Source organism: Tateyamaria rhodophyticola, assembly GCF_047777875.1.
Classification (GTDB): Bacteria; Pseudomonadota; Alphaproteobacteria; order Rhodobacterales; family Rhodobacteraceae; genus Tateyamaria.
This window is the reverse complement of the sequence record NZ_CP180519.1, coordinates 600809-614507: the sequence shown is the minus strand read 5'-3', so window position 1 is coordinate 614507 and position 13699 is coordinate 600809. Positions and strand designations below refer to the sequence as shown.

At 64.7% G+C, this 13699-nt stretch carries 22 protein-coding genes; 6 read left to right on the top strand and 16 right to left on the bottom strand.

Annotated features, from left to right (window positions below):
* Positions 1 to 63: 63 nt before the first annotated feature.
* The 7 genes from ACERHN_RS04475 to ACERHN_RS04445 all read right to left on the bottom strand — a co-directional run bounded on the left by ACERHN_RS04475 (position 64) and on the right by ACERHN_RS04445 (position 4747).
* The gene (locus ACERHN_RS04475) at positions 64 to 1059 is read right to left on the bottom strand and encodes a BMP family lipoprotein (RefSeq protein ID WP_415921449.1); all 996 of its coding nucleotides are present in this window, start codon (positions 1057 to 1059) and stop codon (positions 64 to 66) included.
* A 183-nt stretch (positions 1060 to 1242) separates the two neighbouring features.
* Positions 1243 to 1614, bottom strand: a complete 372-nt coding sequence (locus ACERHN_RS04470; protein WP_415921448.1) for a GNAT family N-acetyltransferase — start codon at positions 1612 to 1614, stop codon at positions 1243 to 1245.
* 41 nt (positions 1615 to 1655) lie between these two features.
* Positions 1656 to 2225, bottom strand: coding sequence for a tRNA (adenosine(37)-N6)-threonylcarbamoyltransferase complex dimerization subunit type 1 TsaB (gene tsaB / locus ACERHN_RS04465; protein ID WP_415921447.1), 570 nt, complete (start codon positions 2223 to 2225; stop codon positions 1656 to 1658).
* Complete coding sequence (locus ACERHN_RS04460; protein ID WP_415921446.1) at positions 2222 to 2575, bottom strand: GFA family protein; 354 nt, start codon at positions 2573 to 2575, stop codon at positions 2222 to 2224. Before ACERHN_RS04460 ends, tsaB begins: the two co-directional genes overlap by 4 nt.
* A 70-nt stretch (positions 2576 to 2645) precedes the next feature.
* A complete protein-coding gene (locus tag ACERHN_RS04455) occupies positions 2646 to 3209 on the bottom strand; it encodes a NifU family protein (RefSeq protein WP_415921445.1) in 564 nt (187 codons plus the stop codon).
* 92 nt (positions 3210 to 3301) lie between these two features.
* Complete coding sequence (locus ACERHN_RS04450) at positions 3302 to 3757, bottom strand: universal stress protein (RefSeq protein ID WP_415921444.1); 456 nt, start codon at positions 3755 to 3757, stop codon at positions 3302 to 3304.
* 129 nt (positions 3758 to 3886) lie between these two features.
* Complete coding sequence (locus tag ACERHN_RS04445; protein ID WP_415921443.1) at positions 3887 to 4747, bottom strand: branched-chain amino acid aminotransferase; 861 nt, start codon at positions 4745 to 4747, stop codon at positions 3887 to 3889.
* 176 nt (positions 4748 to 4923) lie between these two features.
* Here ACERHN_RS04445 and ACERHN_RS04440 point away from each other — a divergent pair, with 176 nt between their 5' ends.
* Both ACERHN_RS04440 and ACERHN_RS04435 read left to right on the top strand, forming a co-directional pair.
* Complete coding sequence (locus ACERHN_RS04440; RefSeq protein ID WP_415921442.1) at positions 4924 to 5412, top strand: twin-arginine translocation pathway signal; 489 nt, start codon at positions 4924 to 4926, stop codon at positions 5410 to 5412.
* A gap of 5 nt (positions 5413 to 5417) precedes the next feature.
* Entirely contained in the window at positions 5418 to 6014 is a 597-nt protein-coding gene (locus ACERHN_RS04435; protein ID WP_415921441.1) for a ferric reductase-like transmembrane domain-containing protein, read from the top strand.
* 430 nt (positions 6015 to 6444) lie between these two features.
* On the opposite strand, the gene ACERHN_RS04430 is transcribed toward ACERHN_RS04435, so the two are convergent.
* Positions 6445 to 6678, bottom strand: coding sequence for a hypothetical protein (locus ACERHN_RS04430; RefSeq protein WP_415921440.1), 234 nt, complete (start codon positions 6676 to 6678; stop codon positions 6445 to 6447).
* Between the two features lie 9 nt (positions 6679 to 6687).
* Complete coding sequence (locus tag ACERHN_RS04425) at positions 6688 to 7857, bottom strand: MalY/PatB family protein (protein ID WP_415921439.1); 1170 nt, start codon at positions 7855 to 7857, stop codon at positions 6688 to 6690.
* A gap of 102 nt (positions 7858 to 7959) precedes the next feature.
* Here ACERHN_RS04425 and def (ACERHN_RS04420) point away from each other — a divergent pair, with 102 nt between their 5' ends.
* From def (ACERHN_RS04420) to ACERHN_RS04405, 4 genes are read left to right on the top strand one after another with little or no spacing between them, the layout of a single operon-like run.
* Positions 7960 to 8484 carry a peptide deformylase gene (gene def / locus ACERHN_RS04420; RefSeq protein WP_415921438.1) on the top strand — a complete coding sequence of 175 codons (525 nt, stop codon included), beginning with the start codon at positions 7960 to 7962 and terminating at the stop codon, positions 8482 to 8484.
* Positions 8484 to 8987, top strand: coding sequence for a peptide deformylase (def, locus tag ACERHN_RS04415; RefSeq protein WP_415921437.1), 504 nt, complete (start codon positions 8484 to 8486; stop codon positions 8985 to 8987). The genes def (ACERHN_RS04420) and def (ACERHN_RS04415) overlap by 1 nt, the downstream gene beginning before the upstream one ends.
* A 3-nt stretch (positions 8988 to 8990) precedes the next feature.
* Positions 8991 to 9902, top strand: a complete 912-nt coding sequence (gene fmt / locus ACERHN_RS04410; RefSeq protein WP_415921436.1) for a methionyl-tRNA formyltransferase — start codon at positions 8991 to 8993, stop codon at positions 9900 to 9902.
* 3 nt (positions 9903 to 9905) lie between these two features.
* Entirely contained in the window at positions 9906 to 10142 is a 237-nt protein-coding gene (locus ACERHN_RS04405) for a hypothetical protein (protein WP_415921435.1), read from the top strand.
* Positions 10143 to 10208: 66 nt separating this feature from the next.
* Here the strand turns inward: ACERHN_RS04405 and ACERHN_RS04400 are convergent, their stop codons facing one another.
* From ACERHN_RS04400 to ACERHN_RS04370, 7 genes are all read right to left on the bottom strand, one after another.
* The gene (locus tag ACERHN_RS04400) at positions 10209 to 10493 is read right to left on the bottom strand and encodes a hypothetical protein (protein WP_415921434.1); all 285 of its coding nucleotides are present in this window, start codon (positions 10491 to 10493) and stop codon (positions 10209 to 10211) included.
* Positions 10494 to 10757: 264 nt separating this feature from the next.
* Positions 10758 to 11159, bottom strand: a complete 402-nt coding sequence (locus ACERHN_RS04395) for an NUDIX domain-containing protein (protein ID WP_415921433.1) — start codon at positions 11157 to 11159, stop codon at positions 10758 to 10760.
* Positions 11156 to 11611, bottom strand: coding sequence for a ribonuclease HI (gene rnhA, locus ACERHN_RS04390; protein ID WP_415921432.1), 456 nt, complete (start codon positions 11609 to 11611; stop codon positions 11156 to 11158). Before rnhA ends, ACERHN_RS04395 begins: the two co-directional genes overlap by 4 nt.
* Positions 11604 to 12194 carry a class I SAM-dependent methyltransferase gene (locus ACERHN_RS04385; protein WP_415921431.1) on the bottom strand — a complete coding sequence of 197 codons (591 nt, stop codon included), beginning with the start codon at positions 12192 to 12194 and terminating at the stop codon, positions 11604 to 11606. Before ACERHN_RS04385 ends, rnhA begins: the two co-directional genes overlap by 8 nt.
* 1 nt (position 12195) lies before the next feature.
* The gene (locus ACERHN_RS04380) at positions 12196 to 12645 is read right to left on the bottom strand and encodes a DUF3429 domain-containing protein (RefSeq protein ID WP_415921430.1); all 450 of its coding nucleotides are present in this window, start codon (positions 12643 to 12645) and stop codon (positions 12196 to 12198) included.
* Complete coding sequence (locus ACERHN_RS04375; RefSeq protein WP_415921429.1) at positions 12642 to 13073, bottom strand: YdeI/OmpD-associated family protein; 432 nt, start codon at positions 13071 to 13073, stop codon at positions 12642 to 12644. Before ACERHN_RS04375 ends, ACERHN_RS04380 begins: the two co-directional genes overlap by 4 nt.
* The gene (locus ACERHN_RS04370; RefSeq protein WP_415921428.1) at positions 13070 to 13684 is read right to left on the bottom strand and encodes a LysE family translocator; all 615 of its coding nucleotides are present in this window, start codon (positions 13682 to 13684) and stop codon (positions 13070 to 13072) included. The genes ACERHN_RS04375 and ACERHN_RS04370 overlap by 4 nt, the downstream gene beginning before the upstream one ends.
* Positions 13685 to 13699 lie beyond the last annotated feature (15 nt).

Sequence of the window (13699 nt, the reverse complement as noted above, 5' to 3'; positions counted from 1 at the left end):
TTTGCAAAAATCTGGGCCGCGCCGGGATCATCCCGCGCGGCCCAGTGAAATGGCGCGCGCGCCTTAGAAGTTCAGCGCTGGGCAGCTGTCGTCGGACATGTAGTCATGCACCACCAGTTCGCCGGAGGCGATGGCAGCGGACGCAGCGTCCACGGCGGTCTTCATCTCATCCGAGACCAGCGACGCGTTGTTGTCGTCCAGCGCGTAGCCCACACCGCCATTGGCGAGGCCCATGACGTTGAAACCGGTTTCCATGTCTGCACCATCGGTGAAGGCCTGGAACACCGCGTTGTCGACGCGTTTCATCATGGACGTCAGCACCTTGCCCGGGTGCAGGTAGTTCTGGTTGCTGTCCACGCCGATGGACAGGATGTCCTCATCCGCTGCGGTTTGCAGGACACCCACGCCGGTGCCGCCAGCCGCTGCGTAGACCACGTCAGCGCCCTGGCTGATCTGCGCCTTGGTCAGCTCGGACCCTTTCACCGGGTCATTCCAGGCCGCTGGTGTCGTGCCGGTCATGTTCGCGATCACGGTTGCGTCGCTGTTCACGGCCTTCACGCCCTGGGCGTAGCCGCAGGCGAATTTACGGATCAGCGGGATATCCATGCCGCCGATGAAGCCGACGGTGCCGCTCTCGGACGCTTTGGCCGCCATCATGCCCACGAGGTAGGAGCCTTCATGCTCGTTGAACACAACCGAGCGCACGTTGGGCGCATCCACGACCATGTCGATGATGGTGAATTTCGTGTCGGGGTAATCGCCGGCCACCTGACCCAGAGCGTCAGCAAAGGCAAAGCCGGCCATGACGATCGGGTTTGCGCCTGCTTCGGCAAAGCGGCGCAGGGCCTGCTCACGCTGTGCTTCGGATTGCAGCTCGATCTCGCGGAACGTGTTGCCGGTTTCGTCCGCCCAGCGTTGCGCGCCGTTGAAGGCCGCTTCGTTGAACGACTTGTCGAACTTGCCGCCAAGGTCAAAGATCAGCGCCGGTTCAGCCAGCGCCGCACCTGCGGACAGGGCGATACCCGCTGTTGCGCCAAGGATTTTCTGCATGAAGGTCATGTGGTCGTTTCTCCCAATTATCATGGTTGGGGCAGCGGTCGCAGCGCCGCCGGGCCCGGGATCCAAAGATCATACGGGATTAGGCCGCAGGGCCGGGGGGGCGTCAACCGCTTTTTGACCATTTGACGGGGGCAAGGGCGCGCTGACCTTGCGCAAAGCTGCCGTGTTGAGCGCAGGGGCCGGTCAGCCGCCCTGTGAGAGCGCTGCACGGAGGATCAGGGCGTCCGCTGGTGCGGTGCCGCGGGCGTAATAGGCCGGGCGCAAACCGACTTGGGCGAATCCCGTTTTGGCATAGAGCGCACGAGCGGGGGCATTGTCGGCTGCGACTTCGAGAAATGCGGTGTCGCAGGTGGTTGCGGCATCCGCCATCCAGCGGTGCATGACTGCTGTGCCGATACCGTGCCCCTGCGCTGACGGATCGACGGCAATGGTCAGCAATTCAGCCTCTCCCGCGATCCCGCGCCACAGGGCAAAGCCCTGAGGCACGTGCGCAAGACGGGTGTGCGGTTGCCCCAGCAGTGTTTCGAATTCCGCAGCGGACCAAGGGCGTTCCATCGTGAACGCCGCCCGATGGAGGCGCGCAAGCGCGTCCGGCGTCATGGCAGGATGACGGGTGGCGCATCGCGCGCAGGCGCGGCATCGGGCGGCTTGATGTAGAAAGGGGCCGGTGCCGCGGCGGGTGTGGGCCAGCGTGAGGCGCCTTCAAGCGCGATGGCTTCGGCCAGCGCGTCTGGCGCGAGTGCCGCCGCCGGATGCGCAATGTCTGCCATCGGGACGAGACGGGGTGTGTCACCGTCAAGCACATAGGCCATGTCGCGCGGGGCCGGGATGGACACCTGCGTGCCCGGGTTGCTGCGGCGCGCCTCGAACCCGGTGACGCCATACGCCGGAATGCCAAGGCCAAGCGCCAGCCCGCGCACCGCCGACACGCCGATACGGATGCCGGTGAAATTGCCGGGGCCCGTTCCTACGGCCAGCGCAGACAGGTCCGACCACCCGATGCCTGCAGCGTCCAGCACCTCTTGGGCCATGCTCATCAGGCGCTCCGCCTGCCCACGCGCCATCTCCTCGCCCGCGGAGGCCAGCACGGCATCGCCGCGCACCACCGCAACCGCGCAATGGGCCGCAGAGCTGTCGAGGCCAAGGATCAGAGGCGCGTCCGTCATGTTGCGGCGTCGTTCAATGTGGCGCGGGCAGAACCGCTGTCGCGCGGCAGGCCATCGGCCAGGTGCAGCCAGGGCGGCGCACTGCCTGCGTGGCAATGGATTTCGGGCACCGCGGCGTCGATCTGATCAAGAATACCCACCGGCACATACACTTGCGTGGGCAGGTAATCGAACGTAGCCGCCAGCGGTGAGCCGCAGGCGGTGCAGTTCCAGCGCTCCACCCCCGGCGCGTGGGACACGGGGTGTCCCAGCGGCGGCGCGGCCGCGAGAGCCGCGCGGTCGAACGCGGCAAAGGCCGCGACCGGCGCGCCGGTCCAGCGTCTGCAATCGGAACAATGGCAATAGGCCACGGTTTGTGGCGGTGCGGACAGGGTCAGCGTGACCGCGCCGCAATAGCATCGCGCGGTCCAGACCGCGCCTTCAGACGGCGACAGGGCGCACCTCGGTCACTTCGGGGATGTAGTGGCGCAGCAGGTTCTCGATCCCCATCTTGAGCGTCAGGGTCGAGGACGGGCAGCCCGCACAGGCACCCTGCATATGCAGGTAGACCACACCACGGTCAAAACCGTGGAAGGTGATGTCGCCGCCATCCTGCGCCACGGCGGGACGCACGCGGGTGTCGAGCAGTTCCTTGATCTGGCCGACGACCACGCCGTCCTCGCCCGTATGTTCCGCGTGACCGGAGGCAGGTGCCTGGCCTTCGGCCATCACCGGCTGGCCGGACTGAAAATGCTCCATGATGGCACCCAGCAGGGCGGGCTTGATGTGGTCCCAATCGACGCTGTCCGCCTTGGTCACGGTGACAAAGTCGGTGCCGAAGAACACGCCTGTCACGCCGTCCACGTCAAAGAGGCGCTGGGCCAGCGGCGACGGGCCTGCCGTGTCGGATGTGGGGAAATCCGCGGTGCCGGTTTCCAGAACGGTCTGACCGGGCAGGAACTTGAGGGTGGCGGGGTTCGGTGTGGATTCCGTCTGAATGAACATCGGCGCGTCTCCTGAGGGCTTGTTCTGATATGCGGGCCCGGCCCGCGCGTGTCAAGATTTGGAACCGTTCTAAATTCAGATGGGCCGACGGCTCAGGTGATGGCCTCGAGCTTTTCCTTGCTCAGATCGCCTGGCACGATCGTGACGGGGATCGGCAGGTTGCCTGCGTTGCGGCTCATCTGTGTCACGAGGGGGCCCGGTCCCTTGTTGTCGGTGCCCGCGCCCAGCACGAGCACACCGATTTCCGGATCCTCGTTCACCTGCGCCATGATCTCGTCCACCGGCTGGCCTTCGCGGATCATCAGTTCGGGGTCGATCCCCTGTTTGTCGCGCATCCATTTGGCGAACACTTCGAAATGCGCGTGGATGCGTTCGCGCGCCTCTTCGCGCATGACGTTGCCGACGCCGATCCAGTGATTGAATTCGTCCGGCGGGATGATCGACAGGATCGCCACGCCGCCGCCTGTATTGGCCGCGCGCATGGCCGCAAAGCGCATGGCATTCAGACACTCGCGACTGTCATCCAGCACCACAAGAAACTTGCGCATGTGTCCATCCCCCTGGTCGTTCCCCTGATCATGACGGCGGGACGGGACGGTGGCAATTGGAAAGTGTGCCGGGGGGTGCAGGTGGCGGATCGGCCCTCCGGGGGGGATTTTTTGGAACAGAGACGGGGATCAGAGGCTTGCGGCCCAGTCCCAATACATCTCACGGACACGGCGGGTGACAGGCCCGATCTGGTACGACGTGTCCTCGAACCCGGTGACGGGGGTGACTTTCATCATGTTGCCGGACAGGAACACCTCGTCCGCGGCCTCGAAATCGTCAAAGCCCAGCACGGTTTCGATCACCTCCATGCCGTCGGCGCGCATGTTGGTGATGTGCCGCGCGCGGGTGATCCCGGCGAGGAAGGTGCCATTGGGGATCGGCGTGAACACGGTGCCGTCGCGGACCATGAACACGTTCGCGGTCGCACTTTCGGCAACATTGCCCATGGCGTCCGTCACCAGCGCATTGCCAAAGCCGCGGCTGCGCACTTCGGTCAGCATGCGGGCGTTGTTGGGATAGAGGCACCCGGCCTTGGCATTAACCACGTTGTCTTCGAGCACGGGGCGGCGGAACTGCGTGCGGCCCAGTGTCGTGGAGGCCGTTGCGGGGGCCATCGGGATCGCCTCAAGGCAGATGGCAAACCCGGTTTCTTCGGCCAGTGGCACAATGCCGGTCGCGTCCCCGTGGATCGCCCAGTACATCGGTCGGATGTAGACCGTGGCGCCCGCGCCATAAAGCGCCAGCCCCTCGTGTACCAGCGCCACCATGTCTTCGGTGCTGACGGTCGGGGTGATCATTAGTGCTGCGGCCGAGCGGTTCACGCGGGCGCAATGCGCCTCAAGATCAGGCGCGCGACCGTCAAACCACCGCGCGCCATCGAACACGGTTGAACCCAGCCAGCTGCCATGGTCCGCCGCGCGCATGATCGCCACGTCCTCATTGTGCCAGGTGCCATTGTAGTAGGTGCGGATGTCTGTGCCGACGGCCATTGCGGGTCTCCCTTTGGCGGAAAGCTAGCAAAGATGGGTCAGAACGCCAGACCTTTTTGCGGCAGAAATCCGCCGCGCCGCAGCATCACGAAGCCGTGACTGTCGTTTTGCCCCGTGGTCCTGCCGCCTACTTCGTAAGGGACAATTTCGATGATGACAGATGAGGAGCCTGCGCCATGACCCGTGCCAAGATGACCCGCCGTTCGATGCTCGTGACCGGAGGGGCGGCTGTGACCACTGCGGGGGCCGGGTTGATTGTGCCTGCGCGGGCGCAGGGCCTCGCGCCGACGCCGACGATGCGCGGGGGTGCCAACAACTACCGCCCCGGCGCGCCGATCGTCGAGCGGATCGGGGGCGGCGGGTTCCTGATGACGGGCACGGTGCGGCGGGCCGGAGATGGCGCGCCCTTGCCGGGGCAGCGGATCCAGATCTGGGCGCATACGACCGAAGGTCATGAGCGCGATCCCCAAAGCCACGGGGCAACGCTGACGGATGCAAACGGCGCGTTCCGGATGGACATGCCGCAGATCGTGCCCGCGTTCGGGCAGGCGCACGGGCATCTGGCTTATGACGATGACGCGTTCGAAACGGTGTTCCTACGCCCCGTGATGGCGAGCTCCAGTGACACCACGCTGCATGTGGATTTCGTGTTGGTGCCGGCCTGAACCTGATGCCGGGCAGGGCGCTTTTCTGGCTTGGTCTTGCGCTGGCGATGGGCGTGCCGGTCATTGCGGCGGCGTTTAGCCCGCAGCTGGCATGGCGTGATCTGGTCTATATCGCTGCCGGGTTCGCGGGCATTTTCGGCATGGCGCTGATGCTCGTGCAACCGGTGCTGGCGGCGGGGTTTGCGCCCGGTGTGGCGCTGGCAAGGGCGCGGCAGGTGCACCGCTGGACCGGGGCGCTGGTGCTGCTGGCGGTGGTTGTGCATGTGGCGGCACTCTGGCTGACCAGCCCGCCGGATGTGATCGACGCGCTATTCTTTGCCTCGCCCACGCCGTTTGCGCCATGGGGTGTTGCGGCGATGTGGGCGGTGTTGATCAGTGCGGCGCTCGCCCTCATGCGCAAGCGGATCGGCCTGCGGGCCTGGCGGCTGGCGCATACGGGGCTGGCGGTGGTGGTCGTGGTCGGCACGGTCGTACATGTCCTGCTGATCGAAGGCACGATGGAGACGGTGTCGAAATACGTGCTGTCGGGCCTGTTGGTGGCGGCCCTTGTGCTGGCGGTGGCCAGATTGCGCGTCTGGGCGGCCCTGCGCCGACGGGCCTAGGGTCAGGACCCACTAACCCTGCAGGACTGGCGCCAAATCCACTGCATCTCAGCGGCTCGTGCCGCTTGCAAAATGAACCACACTTCGCTGCGCGTCCCAAACCACTGAGATGCAGTGGATTTGGCGTCCGTCGCTCCGCAGGAGCGCCGTTGAGCATCGGCACGCCGTCGGCGTGACGGATTTGACGGATTTTCAGCCTGTCCGCTGCCCGGCAGGGTCCTTTCCAACGGAAAAGAGCCCGAGACGGTGCGGCGCAGAGATTTGAAATAGCACCACCACTGACCGGCAGCGTATTGCGCAGCAATGCGCGAGAGGGAATTCCTGCATCTCTGCTTCTCCCCTTTCATGCATCGCGATGCGATGCATTGCCGGGCGAGGGCCAGACTGAAAATCTGTCAAACCAGTGCCGCAGAATTAATGGGTCCTGACCCTAATCCTTGCGCAGTTGATATACGCCTTCGGGCAGGTCCAGCGCGGCCGCCAGATCGCGCACCTGTTCCTGCGACAGGGTGATGCGTACGACCGTATCGCGGCGCGCATCGAACTGTTCCACCGTCACGCATTCGGCAAAGCTGTTGACGATCACGTCCTCCTGCAAGGGCGCGGCGCCATCATCGACGAGGGTGATGACCGTGCTGTCAAACTCGTGCTCGATGGTGAACATCGCCGTCTCCTATTGCAAATCCTTGAAGGCCGCGGCCAACCGCTCGACCGCCTCCTGCACCCGCGCGCGCGGCGTGGCGATGTTGAAGCGCAGCCAGCTGTCCCCGCCGGTGCCAAAGGTCGGCCCGTGGTTGACCGCGATGCAGGCGTCCTGCTCCACGCGTCGGGTAAATTCGGCGCGCTGCATGCCGGTGCCCGCAAAATCCACCCAGGACAGATAGGTCGATTCGAGCGCCATGGATTGCAGCCCGGGGATGGCGTTCACCGCATCGTCAAACAGACGCCGGTTGCCGTCCAGATACTGCACCAGATCATCGACCCACGCCGCCCCCTCGGGCGAATAGGCGGCGGTGGCCATGAACAGCCCGAACGAGTTGGGCGACAGGCCAAGCGCCGCCATCCGTTGCCCAAACTGCGCGCGCAGGTCGGGGTCCGCGATGATCACATTGCCGCTGTGGGAGCCTGCGATGTTGAACGTCTTGGTCGTGGCCGTCATCATGATCAGCCGGTCTTCGATCCCCTCGATATGCGTCATGGGGATGTGGGTGTGGCCGGGCATCACGAGGTCATGGTGGATCTCGTCCGACACGAGGATCAGGTTGTGCCGCTTGGCAAAGGCCGCGACGGCGGCCAACTCACCGCGGCTCCAGACGCGGCCACCGGGGTTGTGGGGTGAACACAGGATGACCATCCGCTCCGACCCGTCCATCTGTGCGTCATAGGCGTCGAAATCCATCTCGTAGCGGCCATCGGCCTGCACCATCTCGCATTCCACGACGCGCCGGTGCGCGGCGTTAATCACCTTGGCAAAGGCGTGATAGACCGGCGTGAACAGGACCACACCGTCGCCCGGCTGCGTGAACGTCTCAACACACATCGCCGTGCCGTTGACCAGCCCGTGGGTGGTAAAGATATGGTCCGCCTCGACCTGCCAGCCGTGGCGCTCGGCCATCCACCACTGGATCGCGGCCTTGTATTTACTGTCGTCCCCGAAATAGCCGATGATCCCGTGATCCACCTGCGCGGTCACCGCATCGAGCACGCATTGCGGCGGCCGGAAATCCATGTCCGCCACCCACATGGCCAGGCCCTTGTCCTGCGGCACGCCATAGATCGCCTCCATCATGTCCCATTTCACGCAGTGGCTGCCGCGGCGGTCGATGATGTCGTCAAAGCTCATGGGGGTGTCTCCGGGGTTCAAGGTTGCCCGCAGGCTAGCGTGACGTCCCCCGAGCGCAAGAGCACATTGCGCCCCCATCGCACTTGTCCTACATCCATGGCCATGAAACGCCCGATCCTGATGCACCCCGATCCACGCCTGAAAAAGGTGTCCGCCCCTGTGACCGACCTCACGGATGAGCTGCGCACATTGGCCGATGACATGCTGGCGACGATGTATGACGCGCCGGGCATCGGGCTGGCGGCACCGCAGGTGGGCGTGCTGAGCCGCCTGATCGTGCTCGACTGCGTCAAGGAAGAGGGCGAGGCGCCACGGCCCATGGCGATGTTCAACCCCGAAGTGGTGGCGTCCTCGGACGAGCAGAACACCTATGAAGAGGGGTGTCTGTCGATCCCCGAACAATTCGCCGATGTCACGCGCCCCAAGCTGGTGCAGGTTCGCTGGATCGACATGGACGGCAACGAACAGGAACAGGAAATGGACGGCCTCTGGGCCACCTGTGTCCAGCACGAGATTGACCACCTCGATGGCAAGCTGTTCATCGACTATCTCGGGCCGATGAAGCGCCAGCTGATCACCCGCAAGGCGTTGAAGATGAAGAAGGAAAAGGCGCGGGAAAAAGCCTGATGGCAGTCTGCCCGATCCTGCAATGGCCCGACAAGCGGCTGCGCACAGCGGCAGCACCCGTGGACGCGATCACGGATGATATCCGCGCGATCTGGGCCGATATGGTGGACACGATGGACGCGATGCCGGGGCAGGGCGTGGGCCTTGCCGCGCCGCAGATCGGGGTGGTGCTGCAACTGGCCGTGGTGGATGTGACGCCGGACCGCTCGCGGCGTATCCTCTTTGCCAACCCATCGGTGCTGAGCGCCTCGGAGGAGCTGCATGCAAGCGATGAGGCGAGCCCCTGCCTGCCGGGCGTGTCGGCCAAGGTCAAACGGCCCAAACACGCGACCATCCGGTTCCTGAACGATCAGGGCATGGTGGACCGCCGCGATTTTCAGGACCTTGAGGCGCGGTCGATCCTGCACCAGATCGACCACCTCGCGGGGCGGATGTATTTTGACGCGCTGGGGCGGGTGAAACGCGACATGCTGCTGCGCAAAGCGGCCAAGCAGCGGGGCTGAGTGATGCGGCTGATTTTCATGGGCACACCTGATTTCTCGGTGCCTGCGCTGCACGCGCTGCACGGTGCTGGGCACGAGATTGCCTGCGTCTATACCCAACCGCCGCGCCCCGCCGGGCGCGGGAAAAAGGACCGGCCAACGGCTGTGCACAGCGCGGCGGAGGCGCTCGGCCTGACCGTGCGCCATCCTGTTTCGCTGAAATCACCGGAAGCGCAAACCGAGTTCGCCGCGCTCAACGCCGACATTGCCGTCGTCGTGGCCTATGGTCTGATCCTGCCGCAACCTGTCCTCGATGCGCCGACCCATGGGTGCCTGAACATCCATGCGAGCCTTTTGCCGCGCTGGCGCGGTGCGGCACCGATCCACCGCGCGATCATGGCGGGGGACGCGGAAACGGGCGTGTGCATCATGCAGATGGAGGCGGGGCTGGACACCGGCCCCGTCCTCTTGCGCGACGCCACGCCCATCGGGCAGGCGGAGACAACGGCGCAGTTGCACGACCGGCTGGCCGACATGGGCGGACGGCTGATCACCCAAGCGCTTGCGGAGCTGCCGGACCTCGCGCCAGAGCAGCAGCCCGAGGACGGCGTGACCTACGCCCACAAGATCGATAAGGCGGAGGCGGCGATTGACTGGACCCGCCCCGGCGCAGAGGTAGATCAACAGATCCGTGGCCTGTCGCCCTTTCCCGGCGCGTGGTTCGACCTCGCAGGTACGCGGATCAAGGTGCTCGGCTCACAATTGTCCCAAGGCAGCGGCGCACCCGGCACGACGCTGGACGATGCGCTCACGGTGGCCTGCGGCGCGGACGCTGTCCGTCTGACCCGCGTGCAAAAGGCTGGCAAAGGCGCGCAGGACGCGGCAGAGTTCCTGCGCGGCAATCCCGTGCCACGCGGCACCAAGCTTGGAGAATAGCGGATGTTTCCCACCCTCATCGGCACCGTCGTGATCGCGGGCATCGTCGGCTATGTCTCTGAACGATCACGCTTTACCCATAACGGGATCTTGCAATCGATCATCATCTGCGTGGGCGGAGCGTTTGTGTTCTACTTCGTCACGCTCATGTTCGGCATCGGTTTTCGCAGTGCGGGCCTCAACGCCATCCTCGCTTCCATCGGCGCTCTGATCATCATTCCCACGCACTGGCGGAAATAGGCGCGACCCGGAGAAGGGGACACCTCCGGGCCGCTGGAACTGTTCCTGGTCAACGTGAGTGGTGGTTCAGAACAGTTTTTTCAGGATCAGCTTCTTGGTCAGATGCTTCTTGGACACGTGTTTCTTCTTCTTGAACCCGTGGTGCTTGTAGCTGTGATGCTTGTAGCCCTTGTGCTTGAACTTGTGGTGTTTCTTCACCTTCACCTTGAAGTTCGCGTGCACGACCTCCGCGGTCTCTGCTTCGGCGCTGGCCCAGTAGGCCTTGGCGCTGGCGGGGGTGAAGGCGGTCAGGCTGACGGCGGTTGCCATGGCGGCGATGAGCAGGGCGGATTTGGACAGTTTCAGTGTCATTTTGGTTTCTCCTTTTTAAGGGGCGCGGCGGGCTGTCCGCGGCTTCGTGTCTTGGGAGTAAGGTAGCGCATGGGGGCTGTAACAATAAGGGACCAACCGGTCACAAACACTCAACCTGATGCAGGCCAGTGGGGTCAGGTATCCCTGACCCCGGCTGGTAAAAACGCATGATTTCAGACGGATGGGTGGCGTTGAACTTGTAACAATCTGCGTGAGCAGGCGGTGGTTCGGCGGCGATTTGCAGGTGAAAAGGCGGTTTTCGCCTCACAAAGCGGTGCGGATCCAGTCAAAGGCCCGTGTATATTTCAGGGCAAACGCCTCTGGTGCCGGCGCATCCAGTGCCACCCATGAGAATCGCAGCAGGTGACCTCCGTCGTCGGCGCACAGGTGTTGCCAGCGGTCGCGCACGGGCGGCACGATCCTGCACAGCGCGAAATGCCAACGCTCCCCCGTCACGATGTCGTCCGACTGACCCAGCAACAGGGCGGCGCGGGTTTCCAACCCCGCCTCCTCGAATAACTCGCGCGCGGCGGCGCGCTCCGGCCGCTCCTCCGGCTCTACCCCGCCCTTGACCAGTTGCAGGCCCGCTTGCGGATGTTCGAACACAGGGATGCGGCGCACCGCGCCATCGGGGTGCAGCGCCACGGGGCAGGCGACCTGCCTCATTTCGGCTTGAACGGCGCCATGCCCGCGCGGGCCAGCGCATCGGCGCGCTCGTTCTCTTCGTGGCCCGCGTGGCCCTTGACCCATTTCCACGTCACATCATGGCGCGCCTGCGCCGTATCCAGCCGCTGCCAAAGCTCCGCATTGGCCACGGGCTTTTTCGCCGCGTTTTTCCAGCCGTTGCGTTTCCATCCATGGATCCACGAGGTGATCCCGTTTTTGACGTAATTGCTGTCGGTCACGATGGTGATGGTCGAGGCGCGCTCCAGCGTCTCGAGTGCTGTGATCGCAGCCATCAACTCCATCTGGTTGTTGGTGGTGGCGGCCATGCCACCCTTCAGCTCACGTTCCTTGACGACCCGCGCCCCGTCCTTGGCCTGCAACAACACGCCCCAGCCGCCGGGGCCGGGATTGCCGGAGCACGCCCCGTCGGTATAGGCGACCAGCTCAGGCATGGGCCTGCAGGATAATGTAACGCGCGATTTCACCGGACAGCCCGGCCTCCTCGCCCGTCCGCTCAAAGGCGAGCGTGAACCCGGTGTCGGCCAGCAGCGCTTTCAACGCCTCCGCCTCCATATACGAGTAAAGCCGCCCGATGCTGTCACGGTGTTCGCCCGTGCCCAGTTTCGTGCCGAAATGGAACAGCCCGCCGGGTGTCAGCGCCCGGTGCACGGCGGCAAAATATGTGGGCCACTCGGCCAGTGGTGTGTGCAGCATCGAGAAATTGGCCCAGATGCCATCATAAGCCGCTTCTGCCGTCAGATCGTCATATCCAGCGGCACGCGCGGTCACGCCGGGTCGTGCGGCGGCCATGGCCAGCATCTCCGGCACGGGGTCCCAGGCCTCGGCCACAAACCCGGCGGCGGCCATGTACCCCGCTGCGGCGCCCGGCCCGCATCCGATGTCGAGCACGCGCCCGCCGGGCGTCACGCCCGCCATGAACCGCTTCATATCGTCCGACGGGCCGTCCGCGCCCACGAGCGCGTCATATTCTGCCGCGCGGGCGGCATAGACGGCCAGGGTTTCAGGGTCGCTCATCTCAGATCACCGTTGCGCCAAGGCAGGCCACCACGATGGCCGTCAGAAGGATACGCAAGGACATCCACCATGGCGGTGTCAGACCCCAGCGGTAAAACGCAAAATCCAGCATCAGGAGCCCCAGAAAGCCAAAGATCAGGTTGGTCGCCGCACTCACCGGCCCACCGCCGGTCATGAAAAACGCCCACAATGCGGGCAACACGGCCAGCGCATAGCCCGTCGCCGCCTGCGCGCCCTCGGTCTTGGTCGCAAAGCCCCAGAGCACGCCGGACATGAAGCTGAGGATGACGGAGCCGTAGAAGAGCTGCACGTAAGGGCCCACAAAACGCGGGCCGAAATTTTGCGCACCAAAGGCGGCGAGGGGTTCCACGAACACCGTCAACGCTCCCCAGACAAAGGGGATCAGACCGGCAAGGCCCAAGAGCAGCGGCGCGCGGGGGATCTGTGTCATAGCTCGGATATCAGCTTTGCGATACGTTTGACGCGGGTTTCGGCCCTTTTGGCCGTGTTGACAAGGTGCAAAAGCCCGCGCTGTTTGCCGGGGGTCAACGCCCCCCAATCCGCCGTGCGTCCGGCGGCGCACAGGGCGTGCGCCACATCGTCCGGGTCGGCGGGGCGGATACGGGCGTCAAACACCTCACCGGGTGCCAGACCGCTGTCGCGCAAAAACGTCTTGCCGGTATAGACGAACGTACCGTCAATTACCGGGGCCTTGGTCAGGGCGAGGTTGATGGGAACGTCCCCGAACTCCCCCTCGATCCGGCTCGTGCCCGCGGGCAGGGCGTCCGTGACATCGTCGGGCAGGCGCACAACGGTATAGGTGTTCTTGCCCCATTCCATCGGCTCGATCCGCGCCTCGAACATGATCCAGTCGGTCATGCACGCTCCAGCGCGAGACGCCCGGCGAGCAGCGCAAAGATTGCGGCAAAGCTGCGCGAGAGCCAGCGCATGACCCGTTCCGACCCAAGGATCCAGCGCCGTGCTAGGGCCGCAAAGGAGCCGTAAAGCAGGAACACCGCCAGCGTCATCAACATGAACACCAGACCCATGGCGGCCATCTCAAGCGTTGCGGTGGCGGGATTGCCGCTGAGGAATGGGGGCAGGAGTGCGAGAAAGAAGATCGACAGTTTCGGGTTCAGGATGTTGATCAACGCACCGCGCCGGGCGATGCGCCATCCGGATTGCGTGGTGCTTTCCGCCTTGATCGCCAGTGCGCCATCGGACTTGAGCGCCCCCCACGCGAGGTACAGCAGGTAGGCGACGCCCGCAAACTTCACCACGTTAAAGAGCAGCGCAGAGGTGTGCAGGATCGCCGCCAGCCCGAGTGTCGCCGCCAGAAGGTGCGGCACAATCCCGAAGGTGCAGCCCAGAGCCGCCCACCACGACGCCCGCCGCCCCTGACCCAGGCCAAGCGCAAGGGTGTAGATCACGCCCGTCCCCGGCGCGATCACAACGACAAAAGCTGTGAGCAGAAACTGGAGCGAGAGCATGGTGTCCTGTCCTTC

What these genes read in the sequence shown, in the direction of transcription:
- ACERHN_RS04475 (WP_415921449.1), bottom strand. Translation starts at nt 1,059, where the DNA reads ATGACCTTCATGCAGAAAATCCTTGGCGCAACAGCGGGTATCGCCCTG.
- ACERHN_RS04470 (WP_415921448.1), bottom strand. Translation starts at nt 1,614, where the DNA reads ATGGAACGCCCTTGGTCCGCTGCGGAATTCGAAACACTGCTGGGGCAA.
- tsaB (WP_415921447.1), bottom strand. Translation starts at nt 2,225, where the DNA reads ATGACGGACGCGCCTCTGATCCTTGGCCTCGACAGCTCTGCGGCCCAT.
- ACERHN_RS04455 (WP_415921445.1), bottom strand. Translation starts at nt 3,209, where the DNA reads ATGTTCATTCAGACGGAATCCACACCGAACCCCGCCACCCTCAAGTTC.
- ACERHN_RS04450 (WP_415921444.1), bottom strand. Translation starts at nt 3,757, where the DNA reads ATGCGCAAGTTTCTTGTGGTGCTGGATGACAGTCGCGAGTGTCTGAAT.
- ACERHN_RS04445 (WP_415921443.1), bottom strand. Translation starts at nt 4,747, where the DNA reads ATGGCCGTCGGCACAGACATCCGCACCTACTACAATGGCACCTGGCAC.
- ACERHN_RS04440 (WP_415921442.1), top strand. Translation starts at nt 4,924, where the DNA reads ATGACCCGTGCCAAGATGACCCGCCGTTCGATGCTCGTGACCGGAGGG.
- ACERHN_RS04435 (WP_415921441.1), top strand. Translation starts at nt 5,418, where the DNA reads ATGCCGGGCAGGGCGCTTTTCTGGCTTGGTCTTGCGCTGGCGATGGGC.
- ACERHN_RS04430 (WP_415921440.1), bottom strand. Translation starts at nt 6,678, where the DNA reads ATGTTCACCATCGAGCACGAGTTTGACAGCACGGTCATCACCCTCGTC.
- ACERHN_RS04425 (WP_415921439.1), bottom strand. Translation starts at nt 7,857, where the DNA reads ATGAGCTTTGACGACATCATCGACCGCCGCGGCAGCCACTGCGTGAAA.
- def (WP_415921438.1), top strand. Translation starts at nt 7,960, where the DNA reads ATGAAACGCCCGATCCTGATGCACCCCGATCCACGCCTGAAAAAGGTG.
- def (WP_415921437.1), top strand. Translation starts at nt 8,484, where the DNA reads ATGGCAGTCTGCCCGATCCTGCAATGGCCCGACAAGCGGCTGCGCACA.
- fmt (WP_415921436.1), top strand. Translation starts at nt 8,991, where the DNA reads ATGCGGCTGATTTTCATGGGCACACCTGATTTCTCGGTGCCTGCGCTG.
- ACERHN_RS04405 (WP_415921435.1), top strand. Translation starts at nt 9,906, where the DNA reads ATGTTTCCCACCCTCATCGGCACCGTCGTGATCGCGGGCATCGTCGGC.
- ACERHN_RS04400 (WP_415921434.1), bottom strand. Translation starts at nt 10,493, where the DNA reads ATGACACTGAAACTGTCCAAATCCGCCCTGCTCATCGCCGCCATGGCA.
- ACERHN_RS04395 (WP_415921433.1), bottom strand. Translation starts at nt 11,159, where the DNA reads ATGAGGCAGGTCGCCTGCCCCGTGGCGCTGCACCCCGATGGCGCGGTG.
- rnhA (WP_415921432.1), bottom strand. Translation starts at nt 11,611, where the DNA reads ATGCCTGAGCTGGTCGCCTATACCGACGGGGCGTGCTCCGGCAATCCC.
- ACERHN_RS04385 (WP_415921431.1), bottom strand. Translation starts at nt 12,194, where the DNA reads ATGAGCGACCCTGAAACCCTGGCCGTCTATGCCGCCCGCGCGGCAGAA.
- ACERHN_RS04380 (WP_415921430.1), bottom strand. Translation starts at nt 12,645, where the DNA reads ATGACACAGATCCCCCGCGCGCCGCTGCTCTTGGGCCTTGCCGGTCTG.
- ACERHN_RS04375 (WP_415921429.1), bottom strand. Translation starts at nt 13,073, where the DNA reads ATGACCGACTGGATCATGTTCGAGGCGCGGATCGAGCCGATGGAATGG.
- ACERHN_RS04370 (WP_415921428.1), bottom strand. Translation starts at nt 13,684, where the DNA reads ATGCTCTCGCTCCAGTTTCTGCTCACAGCTTTTGTCGTTGTGATCGCG.